The 17,495-nt window shown below is 71.7% G+C and carries 13 protein-coding genes and 1 rRNA gene; 4 read left to right on the top strand and 10 right to left on the bottom strand.

What is annotated here, in order from left to right; translation table 11 throughout:
- Positions 1–20: 20 nt before the first annotated feature.
- A complete protein-coding gene (locus tag SYYSPA8_RS04025) occupies positions 21–536 on the bottom strand; it encodes a DUF6912 family protein (protein ID WP_323445541.1) in 516 nt (171 codons plus the stop codon).
- Between the two features lie 279 nt (positions 537–815).
- Between SYYSPA8_RS04025 and SYYSPA8_RS04020 the strand changes: the two genes are divergently transcribed.
- The gene (locus SYYSPA8_RS04020) at positions 816–1,286 is read left to right on the top strand and encodes an Rv3235 family protein (RefSeq protein ID WP_323445540.1); all 471 of its coding nucleotides are present in this window, start codon (positions 816–818) and stop codon (positions 1,284–1,286) included.
- Positions 1,287–1,690: 404 nt separating this feature from the next.
- On the opposite strand, the gene secA is transcribed toward SYYSPA8_RS04020, so the two are convergent.
- On the bottom strand, positions 1,691–4,507 hold the full coding sequence (gene secA / locus SYYSPA8_RS04015) for a preprotein translocase subunit SecA (RefSeq protein WP_323445539.1): 2,817 nt from the start codon (positions 4,505–4,507) through the stop codon (positions 1,691–1,693).
- Positions 4,508–4,745: 238 nt separating this feature from the next.
- Here secA and SYYSPA8_RS04010 point away from each other — a divergent pair, with 238 nt between their 5' ends.
- Together SYYSPA8_RS04010 and SYYSPA8_RS04005 are read left to right on the top strand one after the other, a co-directional pair.
- The gene (locus SYYSPA8_RS04010) at positions 4,746–5,354 is read left to right on the top strand and encodes a GNAT family N-acetyltransferase (protein ID WP_323445538.1); all 609 of its coding nucleotides are present in this window, start codon (positions 4,746–4,748) and stop codon (positions 5,352–5,354) included.
- A gap of 134 nt (positions 5,355–5,488) precedes the next feature.
- Positions 5,489–6,652 (top strand): winged helix-turn-helix domain-containing protein, encoded by a 1,164-nt coding sequence (locus SYYSPA8_RS04005; protein ID WP_323445537.1) that lies wholly within the window; start codon positions 5,489–5,491, stop codon positions 6,650–6,652.
- Between the two features lie 67 nt (positions 6,653–6,719).
- Here the strand turns inward: SYYSPA8_RS04005 and SYYSPA8_RS04000 are convergent, their stop codons facing one another.
- From SYYSPA8_RS04000 to mtnA, 7 genes are all read right to left on the bottom strand, one after another.
- On the bottom strand, positions 6,720–7,472 hold the full coding sequence (locus SYYSPA8_RS04000; RefSeq protein WP_009996343.1) for a response regulator: 753 nt from the start codon (positions 7,470–7,472) through the stop codon (positions 6,720–6,722).
- Between the two features lie 210 nt (positions 7,473–7,682).
- Entirely contained in the window at positions 7,683–8,372 is a 690-nt protein-coding gene (hpf, locus tag SYYSPA8_RS03995; RefSeq protein WP_323445536.1) for a ribosome hibernation-promoting factor, HPF/YfiA family, read from the bottom strand.
- A gap of 350 nt (positions 8,373–8,722) precedes the next feature.
- Entirely contained in the window at positions 8,723–9,592 is an 870-nt protein-coding gene (locus tag SYYSPA8_RS03990; RefSeq protein ID WP_323445535.1) for a ComF family protein, read from the bottom strand.
- A gap of 246 nt (positions 9,593–9,838) precedes the next feature.
- Positions 9,839–11,704 (bottom strand): LpqB family beta-propeller domain-containing protein, encoded by a 1,866-nt coding sequence (locus tag SYYSPA8_RS03985; protein WP_323445534.1) that lies wholly within the window; start codon positions 11,702–11,704, stop codon positions 9,839–9,841.
- Positions 11,694–13,694: an MtrAB system histidine kinase MtrB gene (gene mtrB, locus SYYSPA8_RS03980; RefSeq protein ID WP_323445533.1), complete on the bottom strand. Its 2,001-nt coding sequence runs from the start codon at positions 13,692–13,694 to the stop codon at positions 11,694–11,696. The genes SYYSPA8_RS03985 and mtrB overlap by 11 nt, the downstream gene beginning before the upstream one ends.
- 1 nt (position 13,695) lies before the next feature.
- Positions 13,696–14,385, bottom strand: coding sequence for a two-component system response regulator MtrA (mtrA, locus tag SYYSPA8_RS03975; protein ID WP_007448372.1), 690 nt, complete (start codon positions 14,383–14,385; stop codon positions 13,696–13,698).
- 130 nt (positions 14,386–14,515) lie between these two features.
- The gene (gene mtnA, locus SYYSPA8_RS03970) at positions 14,516–15,676 is read right to left on the bottom strand and encodes an S-methyl-5-thioribose-1-phosphate isomerase (protein WP_323445532.1); all 1,161 of its coding nucleotides are present in this window, start codon (positions 15,674–15,676) and stop codon (positions 14,516–14,518) included.
- A gap of 197 nt (positions 15,677–15,873) precedes the next feature.
- On the opposite strand from mtnA, the gene SYYSPA8_RS03965 reads away from it, so the two are divergent.
- Positions 15,874–17,040: a hypothetical protein gene (locus SYYSPA8_RS03965; protein ID WP_323445531.1), complete on the top strand. Its 1,167-nt coding sequence runs from the start codon at positions 15,874–15,876 to the stop codon at positions 17,038–17,040.
- 351 nt (positions 17,041–17,391) lie between these two features.
- On the opposite strand, the gene rrf is transcribed toward SYYSPA8_RS03965, so the two are convergent.
- Positions 17,392–17,495, bottom strand: a 5S ribosomal RNA gene (gene rrf / locus SYYSPA8_RS03960); the annotation flags it as partial.

Raw genomic sequence — 17,495 nt, 5'->3', positions numbered from 1 at the left:
CAGAAAGGCGTTCGCGCAGGTCAGGCCGGTCGGCCGAGAAGGTTCGGGATTTCCTGGACACCGAACCAGAGCAGCTCGTGGTCCTCGGCGCCGTCCACCGTGAACCGGGCGTCGTCGTCGCCCTGGTCCGCCGCCCCCAGCGCGTCGGCCGCGGCGGTCACATCGTCCAGGGCGTCGTCGGCGTCCACATGCACCGCGGCCGCCCTGGCCAGCGCCACGGCGGAGGCGATCCGCACCTCGCCGAGCGAGGTGGCGTCGAGTGCCCGGTCGGGGTCGGCCGTCGCGTCCTGGTCCCGGACGTCGACCGCGACGACCACACGTCGCCTGGTCTCGCCCGGGGCGCCGGCGATCATCCGCAGCGAGGCGGCGGCGGCCCGGCTGAGCGCCGCGTACTCCAGCTCCTCCAGGTCGTCGGAGACGTACCACTCGCGCAGCCCCGGGGTCACGGCGTAGGCGGTCACCGGGCCGGGCCCCAGCTCGCCCCTGGTGTGCGCCTCCGCGAGACCGGAGAGGGTCAGGGGGACATAGACGCGCATGGCTGGCCGCTTTCGTAGTCGGAAAACGTCCTTAGGATACGTCCGAGGTTCCCTCTTTCGGGCTGCTCGTCCGGGCCCCGGGGATCTTCGTCACACACCGCTACGACGCCCGCCGCACCCCCTCTGGGCTGCGCACTGCACTCCAAAGAGTGAATTTTCCGATCAGCATCCCCGCCGTCGCCGGGCTGTTGCGGGGGCCGCCCCGGCCCCGTAGAAGAACCCCCAACGAAAGTTACCGCCCGGTATCACCGTATCGGGCCCGGCTGATCGGGGGATCACATGGAGGGAACACGGCAGGACCGGACCGGGCAGGGCCGGACGCGACCGGGCCGGAGCCGACCGGCGGGCAGGCGCGACCAGCGCAGGCCCGGGGCGGTGGCCGCGGCGGCCGTGGCACGCGCCCGGCGGCAGCGGCCGCACTACTGGTTCGCCGACCGGCTGCTCGCGGTGCTCAGCGGGCAGCGGCCGGTGCACTGGATGCTCGGTCACACCATCGGCGAGGGCTACGAGCAGCTGATCCGGCTGGCGCCGGGGGCACCGCTGCGGCCGGCGGAGCGGGTGACCCCGGTCGTCCGCGACTGCGGCGAGTACCACCCGGGCCCCGGGGTGATCGAGGCGTTCGCCCGCATCGGCTCCGGCGAGCGGGTCAGCGCGATGGCGTTCCGGCTGGAGCGGGGCGCGGATCAGCGCTGGCGCTGCTCGGCGGTGGAACTGGGCGGTGAGCACGCCGCTGCGGCCCCACGGTTATAGCCCGCACAGCCCGCTGCGGCCCGCCCCGAGAAGCACCACAGGGGCACCACAGGGGACGGAAGGCACCGGGACGCCCGGAGCGGCCCCACAGCGCCCCGTACGCCCACCGCCTCCGGGAAGCTCCCGGAGCACGGGAACGGCGCCCAGCGCCCCGCCGGCGGCCCTCCCGGCCCGCGGCACGACCGGACCCGACCCGACCCGGGCACGCCGCCGGCACGACAGCGGCGGCGCTCCCATCACACCGGGATGGGCGGTCCCGGCGGGGCGGCCGGGGCCCGGCGAGGTCATGGACGCGGCCGGGGCCGGACCCCCGCAGGTGTCCGGCCCCGGCCGTCGGTCGGACCGGGGCCCCTGGGCCCCGGTCCTTCCCTCGCTCTCGCGACTTCTCGCGACTCTCGCGGCGGCTACTTCTTGCGGCGGCGGCCGCCGCCGCCCTTCTGCGCCTTGCGCCGCTCGGCCCGGGTCATCCCGTCCGAGGAGGAACGCGCCGGCTCCCCGTCGGTCTGGAAGTCGCCCTCGACGACCCCGCCCTCGCCGTCCACCGTGGGCGCGGAGAAGTGCAGCCGGTCCGGACGCTGCGGGGCCTCCAGGCCCTTGGCCCGGATCTCCGGGCGCGCCGCCGGAACGGTGTCCTTCTTCTCCAGCGAGGTACGGCCGGCCGACTCGTCCACCGGGACCTCCTCGACCTGCTGCTCGACCTGGACCTCCAGGTTGAACAGATAGCCGACGGACTCCTCCTTGATGCCGTCCATCATGGCGATGAACATGTCGAAGCCCTCGCGCTGGTACTCCACGAGCGGGTCCTTCTGCGCCATGGCGCGCAGACCGATGCCCTCCTGGAGGTAGTCCATCTCGTAGAGGTGCTCGCGCCACTTGCGGTCCAGCACCGAGAGGACCACACGCCGCTCCAGCTCACGCATGATGTCCGAGCCGAGCTGCTTCTCGCGCTCGTCGTACTGCGTGTGGATGTCCTCCTTGATGGACTCGGCGATGAACTCCGCGGTGATGCCCGCGCGGTCGCCCGCCGCCTCCTCCAGGTCCTCGACGGAGGTCTTCACCGGGTAGAGCTGCTTGAACGCGCCCCACAGCCGGTCCAGGTCCCACTCCTCGGCGAAGCCCTCGACGGTCTCGGCCTGGATGTAGGCGTCGATCGTGTCGTCCATGAAGTGGCGGATCTGCTCGTGCAGGTCCTCGCCCTCCAGCACCCGGCGGCGCTCGGCGTAGATCACCTTGCGCTGGCGGTTGAGGACGTCGTCGTACTTCAGGACGTTCTTACGGGTCTCGAAGTTCTGCTGCTCGACCTGGGACTGGGCGGAGGCGATCGCCCGCGTCACCATCTTGTTCTCGATGGGGACGTCGTCCGGCACATTCGCCATGGCCATCACGCGCTCGACCATCTGGGCCTTGAACAGGCGCATCAGATCGTCGCCGAGGGAGAGGTAGAACCGGGACTCGCCCGGGTCGCCCTGACGGCCGGAGCGGCCGCGCAGCTGGTTGTCGATGCGGCGGGACTCGTGCCGCTCGGTGCCGAGGACATAGAGCCCGCCGAGGTCCTTGACCTCTTCGAACTCGGCCTTCACGGCCTGCTCGGCCTTCTCCAGCGCGGTGGGCAGGGCCGCGGCCCACTCCTCCACGTGATCCACCGGGTCCAGGCCCTGCTGGCGCAGCTCGGCCTCGGCGAGGTCGTCCGGGTTGCCGCCGAGCTTGATGTCGGTGCCACGGCCGGCCATGTTCGTCGCGACCGTCACGGCGCCCTTGCGGCCCGCCTGGGCGACGATGGTGGCTTCCCGGTCGTGCTGCTTGGCGTTGAGCACCTCGTGCTGGACGCCGCGCTTGTTGAGCTGCTGCGAGAGGTACTCGGACTTCTCGACCGAGGTGGTGCCGACCAGGATCGGCTGGCCCTTCTCGTGCTTCTCGACGATGTCGTCCACCACGGCCGCGAACTTGGCGACCTCGGTGCGGTAGATCAGGTCGGACTGGTCCTTGCGGACCATCGGCCGGTTCGTCGGGATCGGCACGACGCCCAGCTTGTAGATCTGGTGGAACTCGGCGGCCTCGGTCATGGCCGTACCGGTCATACCGGACAGCTTGCTGTAGAGGAGGAAGAAGTTCTGCAGGGTGATCGTGGCGAGGGTCTGGTTCTCGTCCTTGATGTCCACCCCTTCCTTCGCCTCGATCGCCTGGTGCATGCCCTCGTTGTAGCGGCGGCCGGCCAGGATACGGCCGGTGTGCTCGTCGACGATCATGACTTCGCCGTCGATGACGACGTAGTCCTTGTCCTTCTTGAAGAGTTCCTTCGCCTTGATGGCGTTGTTGAGGTAGCCGACGAGCGGGGTGTTCACCGACTCGTAGAGGTTGTCGATGCCGAGCCAGTCCTCGACCTTGGCGACACCGGCCTCATGGATGGCGACGGTCCGCTTCTTCTCGTCGACCTCGTAGTCGCCGGTCTCCTCGATGCCCTTGAGGTGGTTGCCCGGCTCGCCCCGGGTCAGCCGCTTCACCAGCTTGGCGAAGTCGCCGTACCACTTGGTGGCCTGGTCGGCGGGGCCGGAGATGATCAGCGGCGTACGGGCCTCGTCGACGAGGATCGAGTCGACCTCGTCGACCACGGCGAAGTTGTGGCCGCGCTGGACCAGCTCGTCCTGCGACCACGCCATGTTGTCGCGGAGGTAGTCGAAGCCGAACTCGTTGTTCGTGCCGTAGGTGATGTCGCTGGCGTACTGCTCGCGGCGCTGCGCCGGCGTCATGTTCGCCAGGATGCAGCCGACGGTCAGACCCAGGAACTTGTGGATCCGGCCCATGACCTCCGAGTCGCGCTCGGCCAGGTAGTCGTTCACCGTGATCAGGTGGACGCCCTTGCCGGAGATCGCGTTGAGGTACGCGGGGAGGGCGCCGGCGAGGGTCTTGCCCTCACCGGTCTTCATCTCGGCGACATAGCCGAGGTGCAGCGCGGCGCCGCCCATGATCTGGACGTCGTACGGACGCTGGCCGAGGACGCGCTTGGCGGCCTCGCGGACGGTCGCGAAGGCCTCGGGCAGGAGGTCGTCGAGGGTCGCGCCCTCGGCGTAACGCTCCTTGTACTCCTCCGTGAGGGCCCGCAACTCGGCGTCGGAGAGGCCGACGAAGTCCTCTTCGATGGAGTTGACCTGGTCCGCGATGCGGTGCAGTTTGCGCAGGATCTTGCCTTCGCCTGCACGCATGAGCTTGTTGAAGACGGACACTGAGGCTGGTCTCCTTGCCGATCGGGCCTGGCTGGGTCGTGGTGGACACTGGCGCGGGCACGGCAGGCGGGCCCCACCGCAACGGCCATCGTAAGCGAGGACCCCGCCGGGCCGGGAGGTGCGCTGCCCGCCGGGCTCACCGCTGCCCTGTACGGGAGAACGTCCCAAGCGGGCCGAAGGTGCCGCCGCGCCCCGAAAAGTGTTCGCCGCCTCCCGCGCGCGCCCGCAGAATCCCTGCATGGAACCCATCACCCTGACCACGGACCATCTGCTGCTGCGGACCTTCACCCCCGAGGACGCCGACGCCGTCCTCGAAATCTGTCAGGACCCTGACATCCAGCGCTGGACGACGGTGCCCGCTCCCTACCGGCGCGAGGACGCCGTCGAATTCACCACGCACCTGGTCCCCGAGGGCTGGCACACCGGCACGATGTGCACCTTCGCCGTCCTCCCCCGCTCGGGCGGACCGCTGCTCGCGTCGGTCTCCGTCACGCTCCGCACCTACTCGGGCACCTGGGAGATCGGTTTCTGGACGGCTCCGGAGCACCGCGGGCGCGGGGTCATGACCGAGGCCGTCCGCGCGCTCGCCCACTGGACCTTCACCCGCCTCGGCGCCACCCGGCTGGAGTGGCGTGCCGAGATCGGGAACACCGCCTCGCGCACGGTCGCGGAGCGCGCCGGCTTCACCGTGGAGGGCTCGCTGCGGGCGGCGCTCCTGAACAAGGACACCCTGCGGGACGCCTGGGTGGGCTCGCTGCTCCCCTGTGACCTGGGCCTGTCCAGCACCCACGCCTACCTTCCGGCCCCCGTCCCCGCCTCCGCCGCCGCCCCCGCGGCCGGCCGCTGAGCCCGGCCGCGGACGGGAGCCACGACGGCGGAAGTAAAAAGCAGCCTTCCGCGGCACCGGCCGTGAGCCGGGGCGCACCGGCCCGGACCGGACCCGGACCGGGAGTGTCAGTGCCGCCGTCTAGGGTGCGGATCATGACGACGCTGCCGCCCCCCGCCGCCGAACTCTCCGCCGACGAGGCCCGCCGGATCGTGCTGCGCGCCCAGGGCTTCCTGGGCGCACCGGACCGCCGGGCAGGGGTGCGCGGCGTCCTGCGCCGCCTGGGCGCCGTACAGCTGGACACGATCTCGGTACTGGCCCGCTCGCACGAGCTGATCCCGTACGCGCGGCTGGGTGCCGTGGGCCGTGCCACCGTCGAGGACGCGTACTGGAGCGGCGGCCACGCCTTCGAGTACTGGTCGCACGCGGCCTGCGTGCTGCCCGTCGAGGAGTGGCCGCACTTCGCCTTCCGGCGCCGCGCCTACCGCGCCCACCCGCACTGGCACCACGACCTGCCGGACGGCGCCTACGGCAAGGTGATCGACCAGCTGCGCGCCGAGGGTCCGCTCACCGCGACCGAGCTGGGCGGCGCCAAGAACGGCGGCGAGTGGTGGGACTGGTCCGCGTCCAAGATCGCCGTGGAGCGGGCCCTGATGCACGGCGAGGTGGTCTGCGTCGAGCGGCGCGGCTGGAAGCGGGTGTACGACCTGGCCGAGCGGGCCATCCCGGACCGGCTGTTCCACGACGAGCTGGACGACCGGGAGTGCCTGCGCCGGCTGGTACGGCTGGCCGGGCAGGCCCTGGGCGTCGGCACGCGCGCGGACATCGCCGACTACCACCGGCTCAAGGGCGACCACTTCGACGCGGTCGTCGCCGACTCCGGGCTGGTCCCGGTGGCGGTCGAGGGCTGGGCCAAGCCGGCCTGGGCGGACCCCGAGGCGCTGGCGTCGACGCCGCGCGGCCGGCACCGCACCACGCTGCTCTCCCCCTTCGACTCGCTGATCTGGGAGCGGGCCCGGACCGAGCGGATCTTCGGCTTCACCCACCGGCTGGAGGCGTACGTCCCCAAGCCCAAGCGGATACACGGCTACTTCGCGATGCCGCTGCTCTCGGGCGGCCGGCTCCTGGGCCGGGTGGACCCGGCCCGGGAGGGGACGACCCTGGTCGCCCGGCAGACGTCGCTGGAGTCGGCGAAGGCCGTGGAGCCCATGGCGCGGGCGCTGGGGGAGGCCGCCGAGTGGGTGGGCTGCGACACGGTACGGATCGAGCGCGTCGACCCGCCGGCCCTGGCGGGCCCCCTCGCCGCGGCCGTCTCCTGACCCGACCCCGCCCGCGCCGCCGCCCCGGCCCGCGACCGGGGGCACGGGGTCCGGGGCCCGGCAGCGGCTAGCGGATCTCCAGGATCTTCTCGCGCATCGCGTAGACCACCGCTTCCATCCGGGAGTGCAGCTGGAGCTTCTCCAGGATGTTGCGGACGTGGTTCTTCACGGTGTTCTCCGAGATGAACAGCTCCTTGGCGATGTCGCGGTTGTTCATCCCGGTGGCGACCAGCTTGAGGACCTCCAGCTCCCGGTCGGTGAGCCGGGGCGCGGGCACGAGCCGCCGCTCGTCGGTGCGCTGGATCATCGACTTGAACTCGGTCAGCAGCTTGGACGCCATGGAAGGGCTGATCTGCGACTGCCCGTCGGCCACCGCCCTGATCGCCGTGGCGACCTCGTCGGTGGAGATCTCCTTGAGGAGATACCCGGTCGCCCCCGCCTTGATCGCGTCGTAGAGGTCGGCCTCCTCGTCGCTGATCGTCAGCATGATGATCTTCGCGCTGGGGGCCACCTCCTTGATGGAGGTGCACGCCTCGATGCCGCCCCGGCGGGGCATGCGCACATCCATCAGCACGATGTCCGGCAGCAGATCGGCCGCCTTGTCGACGGCCTCCGCGCCGTCCCCGGCCTCTCCGACGACCTGGATGTCCTCCTCCTGGGCGAGAACGATCTCCAGACCTCTCCGGAAGAGCGCGTGGTCGTCCACCACCAGCACTCTGATGGGCTCGGCACGGGAGCCGCCCAGGGCCGTACCGGCCTCGGCGGCCGGGTCGCGGGCGTCGGCCGTGTCGTCGTGCACCGGCCCGAAGCTGTCCGCCATCGTTCCTCCCCCTGAAGGCATGGGCCTGAAGGGCATGTCAGGTTCGCCAACACCCGTGCAACCTGCACCGGTTGGCCTGAGGAGGCCATGCTTTCATGCCCGGCCGACACACAGGTGATCCAGCGGGTCGCACGGGGGTGCCCCCGAGGGCGCACAGGGCGCTTTGGGGGCACCACCGCCTCTGTTCATCCGGTGTGTGCGACGGCCCGGTCAGCCGCCGAGCGCACCTCCGGCGCCCGCTCCCTCGGACCCGGCCAGCGGGTCGGTCTCCAGGTGGATGACGCCGTAGTCATAGGCGTGCCGCCGGTAGACGACACTGGGCTGCTTCGTCTCGGAGTCGACGAAGAGATAGAAGTCATGTCCGACCAGCTCCATTTCATAGAGCGCCTGGTCGAGTGTCATCGGTGCCGCGGTGTGAATCTTTTCGCGGACGATCAGAGGACCCTCGCCCTGCACTTCGAGCGGCCCGATCCTCGTGGTGGGAATGGCCGGGGGCGCCTCTTCGCTCACCGGCTGGCCATTCGCGTTCAGCTCGGCGACGCCGGGGACCACATCGGCCACCTCGGCCGCCGGCAGCCGCCCATTGCCCCGGCGGGTGCTGCGCTTGTCGTGCTGCTTGCGCAGCCGTGCCTCCAGCTTGCCCGTGGCGAGGTCGAGCGCCGCGTACGGGTCGCCGGCCGCGGCCTCCGCGCGGATCACCGGGCCCCTGGAGTGAAGGGTGATCTCCACTCGGTCGGAACGGTCTGCCTGCCGCGGGTTGTGTTCCTTGGACACTTCAACGTCCAGGCTGATCACCTTGGCGTCGAGCTTCTGGATCTTGTCCAGCTTCAGCTTCTCGGCCACGTGCTTGCGGAACCGCTCGGGCACCTCGGTCTTGCGGCCCTTGACGACGATGTCCACGCAGAACTCCGTTCCCGGATCGCTCCGCCCGCTCACCGCGCGGAGCGTCTCCCTCTTGCACCAGACCCCGGTGTGCACCGGAGCCTCGGACTAGGCGACTTTCACGTCCTCCTCCCCCGTCGACAAGATCCCCACCCCACCAATCTTTCGAGGTTTTCCGTTGCCCCGATTGCCTTGGCCGGAAACACCGCCGCGCATTCGGTGAGGTACGGCAGTGCATTCGCGGAGCCTCACCACCGAACATAGCTCGGTCCGGCGGGTCTCGGCACCCGCTACCAGCGCGTACCTCCGTTCAGAGCTATTCGGTCTCTTACTGACTGCAACGTTCCTCCTGCCCACGCAGTTCCGGTTTATCTGTAGGACATGGGCGGAACCGCGACCACCGCCGCAAGAACCGCCCCGGGCGGGGAAATACGGGCTTCCGGTCCGCCCCTCGGCGCTCCTTCCCGGCCGCCGCAGCGCACTCCGTGCGCACCGCCCGGGGCCGCTCCGCCCCACCCCGCGCCACCGCCGCCGCTCGCCCCGTCTCCGGGCCCGCGCGCCCCGACGCCCCACGCACCCCGGGATCCGGGCCCCAGGGCCGCGCGCAGGGCGCGCGCCGCCTCGGCCAGCGAGGCCCCCGTCGTCATCAGATCGTCCACCACGACCGTCCGTGCGCCCGCCATGAGCCCGGCGGTGCCGCGCCGGGCCACCAGCGCGCCGCTCAGATTCACCACCCGCTCCGGGGCCGTGAGCGCCGCCTGGTCGGCCACCTCCCGGCACTGCCGCAGCACCGGCAGCACCCGCGCCCGCTCCCCGCCGCGCCGCAGCTCGGCCGCCGCGGCCAGGGCGAGTCTGCGCCCCGCGTCGTGTCCCCGTGCCCGCACCGCCCGCCGGGACGACGGCACCGGCACCAGCAGGACCGGACCGCTGCCCCGCCCGCCCTGGGCGAGCGCGGCCCGCACCGCCGCCGCGAGTGCGACCCCGAGCGGCCGGGCCAGGCCCAGCGCGCCCCGCTCCTTGTGCGCGATGAGCACGGCCCGTACCGCGTCGGCGTACTCGGCGCACGCCCACACCGCCGGCAGGCCCGCCGGCGCCGGATCCGGCCCGACCCGGCGCGCGGCCCGACCGGACAGCTCCCGCGTACAGCGCGCGCACAACGCGGTCCGGGGAGCCCGGCAGCCACCGCAGGCCACCGGGAGCACCAGACCGGACATCTCCCGCCACCACCAACCCCGCATGACTCCACTCTCCCCCCGGAGCCAGCCCCCCGCCACCCCTGTGGATAACCTCCTGACCTGCAACTTCGTCAAACGTTTGCGGTATTGGCCGTGGTCAGCCCGGGGCTGCGGGGGCGCCACGACCGCCGACGGCGCGCGGGACCCCCGGAGGAGACCGACGGCAGGAGACCCTGAAGACAGCAGGAGGCCCCGAAACAGCGGGAGGCCGGGATCAGCGGGAGGCCGGGATCAGCGGGAGGCCCGGGATCAGCCCGGGTAGACCGGGGACGAGCCCTCGGTGACGACCTTCTGCCAGTTGGCGCCGGACGGCAGCCGGACAATGCCCTCGCCTTCGGAGTGCGCCACCAGCGGCATCCGTTCGTCGTCGGACGCGGCGACCGCGAGGACGCTGTTGAGCCCCGGCAGCACCGAGTCGGCGGAGCTGGAGCCGTCGGTCTGGATGTACCGCACCTGCTGCACCTCGCCGGCCTCCTCGCCGACCACCACCAGCCGGCTCGGCCCCGCCCAGGACACGGCCGTCACGGTCTCCATCTGCGGAGCCGCCGGCCGCAGGGCCGTGATCCGCACCACCGGGTCGTCGGCGGACCCCAGCCGTTCGACCCGCCCGATCTGGAGCGTGGTCCGCCCGTCGCGCGTCAGCAGCAGCGCGATCCGGGTGCCGTCGGCGGACAGCCGCACCGACTCGATCCGGGCCTCGCCCGGATCCGGCACGATCCGCACCGGCTGCGGCTTGCCCTCGCCGCCCGCGAACCGCAGCAGCCCGCCGTGCACGGGGTCCCGGTCGGCGACCCACAGGTCCCCCAGACCGTCCCAGCTGGGCGCCGAGAGCCGGTTCGCCGGAGCGGCCCCCCGGCTCCGGACCAGCACCGGAGCGTGCCCGGGCTCCTCTGCGGTCTCCGCGCCGATCGGAGCGACCAGCAGCTCCCGCCCGTCCTTGGAGACCGCCGCCGCCGTGTCCTCGTCCCGCGCCACCGCGATCCGACCCAGCGGAACCCGCTCCTCCCCCAGGGGACCGCGCACCGGCTCCGGTGTGCCCTGGCCGTCCTTCGGCAGCACCGCCAGCCGGTTCCTGCCGTCGACGACGTACTGGTGCCCCGGCACCGGCCGGGAGGGTCCCGGCCGGTACGCCTCCTCCGTACCGCTGCTCAGCACGCACAGCATCGCGCCGTTGGCCCGCTGGAGCTCGACCTGGTCGACCCGGCTGGACGACAGGTCCTTGAGCGTCAAGAGGATCTGCGCGGCCATCCTGTCGCACTGCGCCCGGCTGACCCCGTTCGCCTTCTCGTTGAACGGCACTTCCAGGGTGTTGCGGTCGTCGAAGGTGAGCGGGGCGTCCTTCTTCAGCCGGGTCCCCTTCGGGAAGGCCGACTCGACCACCGGATCCAGCCAGGCCGACGGCCCGTCGAGCAACGCCTTCACCGACTGGGTCAGCGGATCGGTCTGGGTGACCGGATCCATGCGCTGCCGGATGAAGACCGGATCGGCCACCACCGTGTTCCGGCCGGCGGCGAAGTAGTACTTGTTGACCGGGCGGTAGTTGCGCTGGAAGTCGGATGCGCCCAGCACCAGGCCGGGCGGCAGGCGGTCGATGCGCCACTCCTGCCCGTCCGCCCCCTTCTGCCGGGTCAGATGGATCGTCCGCTGGTACTCGGTCGGGGTGGTCGCCTCGTACGCGAGCTGCTCGTCGACGCGCGCGATCTGCCTGCCGTGCAGCGGATAGTCGATCTCCTGGGCGGTCGGGCCGCCCTCCCGCGCCTGTCCCGGTACGGGAGCCTCCGCCAGGACCGCCGTCCCCGCCTCCGGCCGCCAGGTCTTCGCCATCCCCTCGGTCAGATACTCACGCGCGGTCGCGAAATTGGCGTCGTCGCTGGTCATGGCCTCCAGAAAGCCCTCGACCACCTGGTGCGGCGTCGCCCCCTTGCGCGGAGGCACGGCCTCGACCCGGACCTGGGAGTCCGCCCGCGGCGACGCCTTGACCGAACGGATCTCGCCACTGGTGGGCATTCCCGCGCAACCGGCCAACAGCAGCACACCGCAGCCGGCCGACACCCCGGCGATCCGCAGCGCGCTCCCCCGGGCTCCCGGGCCCCCGCCTCGGAGTTCAGTTCCCATCGTGCTGTCCCTCCCGCTCCGGTGACACCCGGACGGCGGAGCCGTCCCCCCGTTCCACCGGGCGCGCGACCACCCGGGCACCGCTGCCCGGAAGGGCCGCCGGATCCACTCCCGGCGGTGCCGTGGACGGCGGCACCGGCAGCGGCGAACGCGACGGCGCCGCCTGGGCGGGCACCGGGGCCCGGACATGCGCGGACTTCGCCCCGGCGGCGCCGTCGAGGACGCGCTCGCGGTTCTGCCGGGAATCCTCCGGCTCCAGCGGTATCGGGGAGCCCCGCAGCGGCTCATCGGCCGTCCTCGGCAGCGTCAGCCGGAACTGCGAACCGCCACCCGGCTCACCCCACGCCTGGAGCCAGCCGCCGTGCAGCCGCGCGTCCTCGACCGCGATGGACAGACCCAGCCCCGTACCGCCCGTGGTCCGGGCCCGCGCCGGATCGGCCCGCCAGAAACGGTTGAAGACCCGGGTCGCCTCGCCGGGCTTCAGCCCGACGCCGTAGTCACGGACCGCGACCGCGACCGCACCCCCGGCGGACGCCATCCGCACCACCACATCACGGCCCTCGCCGTGCTCCACCGCGTTGACCACGAGATTCCGCAGCACCCGCTCGACCCGGCGGGCATCCGCCTCCGCGACCACGGGCTGCTCGTCGCCGAGCACCCGTATCCGGGTGCCCTTCCGCTCCGCCAGCGGCTCCGCGCCGCCGATCACCCTGCGCACCACCTCGCGCAGGTCTATGGCCTCGGCCTCCAGCGCCGCCGCGCCCGCGTCGAACCGGCTGATCTCCAGCAGGTCCGCGAGCAGCGACTCGAAGCGGTCCAGCTGGTCGCCGAGCAGCTCCGCCGAACGCGCGGTCACCGGATCGAAGTCGGCCCGCGCCTCATGGATGACGTCCGCCGCCATCCGTACCGTCGTCAGCGGGGTCCGCAGCTCGTGGGAGACGTCCGAGACGAACCGCCGCTGCATCCGCGACAACTCCTCCAGCTGCTGGATCTTCAGCTGGAGGTTCTGCGCCATCTTGTTGAACGCCTCGCCGAGCCGGGCGATGTCGTCCTCGCCGGTGACCTTCATCCGCTCCTGGAGCCGCCCGGCGGACAGCCGCTCCGCGATCCCGGCAGCCATCCGCACCGGCGTGACGACCTGCCGCACCACCAGCCACGCGATGGCCCCCAGCAGCACCACCAGGAACAGACCCGCCGTGGCGAGCGTGCCCCGGACCAGCCCGAGCGACTGCTCCTCCTGCGCCAGCGGGAACAGGTAGTACAGCTCGTAGGGGTTGCCGTCGATGTCGTTGAGCCGCGTCCCGACGACCAGCCCCGGCTCCGGCTCGTGCTCGCCGTTGCGGTACTTGATCTCGGTGTACGTCTCCTGGGGGACCGCGTTCTGCGCCACGACGGCCCGCAGATCCTCCGGAATGGACGCGATGTCCACACTGCCCGAGGTCCGCGGACCCCGGCTGGAACCGGCCATCTCGGAGTCGGCGCTCAGCGCCACAACGTTGAACGAGCCCTGACCGCCGCCGGCCAGCTGCTCCAGCAGATCCGTACGCCAGGAACCAGTCGCGGCACCCGAGTCGTCCACACCCTCACGGGCCCGGGGCTCCACCGGCTCGCTCGCCATCTGCCGTGCCACGGCGAACCCGCCGACGGCCTGGCTCCGCGCCGCCTGCCCCTTGGCGTCGAGCAGACCGTTGCGCACCTGCCCGATGACCACAAAACCGAGCAGCACGACCACCGCGAGTGACATCAGCAGCGTACTGACCACGATCCGGAGCTGGATGTTCCGTCGCCACAGCCGCACAGCGGGCAGCAGCGGACGCCGTATCCAGCGCCGCACCAGCCGAAGCAGCAGACGGCCGGGCTCGCCCTCCCGATCCGGCCGACCGGCCCTCAGCAGCCGACCGGGCCACGCGGGCCCACGTCCCGGCCCGGCAACCCGCCCCGCACGGCCCCCCATCCCCCCGGGCCCCGGAGCAGCATTGCCGCGGGGCATGTCAGCTCGGCCCGGCCTTGTAACCGACGCCACGGACGGTCACGACGATCTCGGGTCGCTCGGGGTCCTTCTCGACCTTGGAGCGCAACCGCTGCACATGCACGTTCACCAGCCGGGTGTCCGCGGCGTGCCGATAGCCCCAGACCTGCTCCAACAGCACCTCTCGGGTGAACACCTGCCACGGCTTACGGGCCAGCGCGACCAGCAGGTCGAACTCCAGCGGCGTCAGCGCGATGGACTGACCCTCCCGCTTCACCGAATGCCCGGCCACATCGATGACCAGGTCACCGATGGTCAGCTGCTCCGGCGCAGGCTCCTCGGACCGCCGCAGCCGGGCCCGGATCCGGGCCACCAGCTCCTTCGGTTTGAACGGCTTCACGATGTAGTCGTCCGCCCCGGACTCCAGGCCGACGACAACGTCGACCGTGTCGCTCTTGGCGGTGAGCATCACGATCGGCACACCCGACTCGGCCCGGATCAGACGGCACACCTCGATGCCGTCCCGTCCGGGCAGCATCAGATCCAGCAGCACCAGATCCGGCTTGGCCTCGCGAAAAGCAGCGAGCGCCTTGTCGCCATCGGCCACGAACGACGGCTCGAAACCCTCACCACGCAGCACAATTCCGAGCATCTCGGCCAATGCGGTGTCGTCGTCGACGACAAGGACTCGTCCCTTCATAATCGACATCATCCCATTTCCGCATCGGCGACTGAGGTACAGGTGAGATAGGTCACTCACATACGCGCGCCGGACGACCACCGGCGACCACTGCCGTCCACCCGTGCCCCCTGCCCGCGGCCGTCGGTGTCCAGGACGGATGTCAGACGCTACCGGTTACGGACCCCCCAGAACCAGACGTCCCCGCTCCCCGGCCACCTGCGGTACGCCGCCCCCGGGCCAGCAGCCCGTCGACCCCCTCCCGGGTGACCGGCGACAGCACCCCCTCCTCCGTCACGATCGCCGTCACCAGCGCCGGCGGCGTCACATCGAACGCCGGGTTGTACGCCCGCGCACCCGGCGGCGCCGTCCGCCGGCCCCCGCCCACCGCACCGGCCGGATCCGTCACCTCGTCCGCCGACCGCTGCTCCACCACGATCGACGCCCCGTCCGGGGTCCCCGGATCGATCGTCGTCGTCGGCGCGACCACCACGAACGGCACCCCGTGGTACTTCGCCAGCACCGCGAGCGGATAACTGCCCACCTTGTTCGCCACGGACCCGTCCGCCGCGATCCGGTCCGCCCCGATCAGCACCGCGTCCACCTCCCCCGCCGCGAACAGCGACCCCGCCGCATTGTCCGTGAGCAGGGTGTACGGGAGCCCGTGCCGCGCCGCCTCGTACGCCGTCAGCCGGGCCCCCTGGAACAGCGGCCGGGTCTCGTCCACCCACAGCCGCCGCAGCCGCCCCACGCGATGGGCCCCCAGTGCCACCGCGAACGCCGTCCCCTCACCCCCCGACACCAGCGCACCCGTATTGCAGTGCGTGAGGATCCGGTGACCGCCGCCCGGCATCAACTCGTCCAGCAGCGCCAGCCCGTGCCCCGCCATCCGCGCACTGGCCTCCGCGTCCTGCCGGTGCAGCTCCTTCGCCGCCATCAGGGCCGCGCTCCCCCGCTCCGCTGGCCCGGCGGCCCGGTACGCGGCCATCGCCCGCCGCACCCCGTACCCGAGATTCACCGCCGTGGGCCGGGCCCGCTCCAGCAGACCGGCCGCCTCCTCCACGTCGTACCCCCGGGCCGCGGCGAGCGCCACCCCGTACGCGCCCGCGATCCCCAGCAGCGGCGCCCCGCGCACGGCCAGCGACTGGATCGCCGCCACCAGCGCCGGCACATCCGTACAGACCAGCTCGACCTCCTCGGCGGGCAGTCGGGTCTGGTCCAGAAGCACCACCACGGCCCCCTCCGGCGGCTCCTCCCAACGCAGAACGGGAAGCATGGGCCGCGAGCCCTCACCGGACGCCTCATGTGCGTACTGATCAGCCATCCGCCCAGTCTGCCCGGTGACCCACCGTCATTGAAGGCACAAAGGAGATACGAACCCCCATCCGTCCGCGACCCCGTGGGACGATGGCAGACAACCCTGCCGAACTGACACCCGGACAGGTATGCGAACCGCCGGTTCAACCGATTCAGCCGGTTCGACCAGAGCCGACCCCCAGACGAGCTACGAGGTGGACGACCGTGAACGACACTCCGGGCTGGGCATCGCCCGGATCGGCCGACGACCCGAACGCCGACCCTCCCCGCCAGGGCCAGGCCGCCGAAGGCACGGGCCCCACCTCCAAATGGGCCGACAGCCAGCCGCCGGCCGCCCAGTGGTCCCCACCGCACGGCAGCGGCCAGGGCACTCCGCCAACACCACCCGGCCCCGGCTGGGGCGGCCACCACCAGCAGCGCTGGGCACCGCCCCTCGCGGCCAAGCCGGGAGTGATACCGCTGCGCCCGCTCGGCGTCGGCGAAATCCTCGACGGCTCGATCTCGACACTGCGCACCCACTGGCGCCCGGTCCTCGGCATCACCCTCACCGTCTCCGTCATCGCCCAGCTCTGCGTCATCGCGGCCGAACGCCTCGTCCGCCCCGAGCCGGTGAAGATCGACGCCGACCCCGGTACGGAGGAGGCCCTGCGCCAGTCCGTCCGGGCCGCCCGGGACAGCCTCATCACCCTGGTCCCCGCCTCCGTCATCGGCCTGATCGTCACCTTCCTCACCACAGCGCTCCTCACCATGGTCGTGAGCCGCGCCGTCCTCGGCCGGCGGATCACACTCGCCGAGGCCTGGCGCGAGGCCCGCCCCCGCCTGGCCCAGCTGCTCGCTCTGACCTTCCTGCTGCCGCTCGGCGCCGCCGCCGTGGCCGGTGTGGCGATGGCCCCCGGCCTGCTCCTCGACGGCGCGGGCGGAGCACTGCTGCTCTCCCTCGGAATCCTCGGCTCGACCCCGGTGATCATCTGGCTGCTGGTCCGGTTCGCCCTCGCGCCGACCGTTCTGATGCTGGAGCGGCAGGGCGTGGTACCGGCGCTGCGCCGCTCGGCCAAGCTGGTACAGGGCGCCTGGTGGCGGACGTTCGGCATCATCCTGCTCACCATGGTGATCGTTCTCCTGGTGCAGATGGTCGTCAGCCTCCCCTTCGGCGTGATCGGCTACCTCGTGACCGAGGGCGGTGTCTCCGACCTGATGGCGGGCCGGGTGCCCGACAGCTGGCCGTTCCTGCTCGCGACGGGAATCGGTGCCGTCATCGGCTCCGCTCTCACCTATCCGCTCTCCGCCGGCGTGACCGCGCTCCTCTACATCGACCAGCGCATCCGCCGTGAGTCGCTCGACATCGAACTGGCCCGCGCCTCTGACCTCTGACCTCTGACCTCAGAACGACGAAAAGCGGATGGCCCCCACCGAAAGGTGGGGCCCATCCGCTTTCTGCTTTCCATCCCCTGCTTCTGCTTCTGCCGCTCATTGCGCTTCTACGGCCGCAGGAGAGCCTGGCGCATGCCGTACGTACAAGGGATCCAGGCGTCGGTGTACGGGCCCCTGGGCCCGCTCTCAGCGGCTCCGGGAGCCCTGGTGGGCCTGTGGGTGGGCATGAAAAAGGCCCCGGCTCCCCGACACCACCCCCCATGCAAGGAAGGCAGTCCCGGGAAACCGGGGCCCATAAATACAAAACAGAGAGGCCCCGCACCAAACGGTGCGGGGCCTCTCTCAAAATTTGTTCGGCGGCGTCCTACTCTCCCACAGGGTCCCCCCTGCAGTACCATCGGCGCTGAAAGGCTTAGCTTCCGGGTTCGGAATGTAACCGGGCGTTTCCCTAACGC

The sequence above is a fragment of the Streptomyces yaizuensis genome, from assembly GCF_034961445.1.
Classification (GTDB): domain Bacteria; phylum Actinomycetota; class Actinomycetes; order Streptomycetales; family Streptomycetaceae; genus Streptomyces; species Streptomyces yaizuensis.
This window is presented reverse-complemented; position numbering and strand designations above follow the sequence as displayed.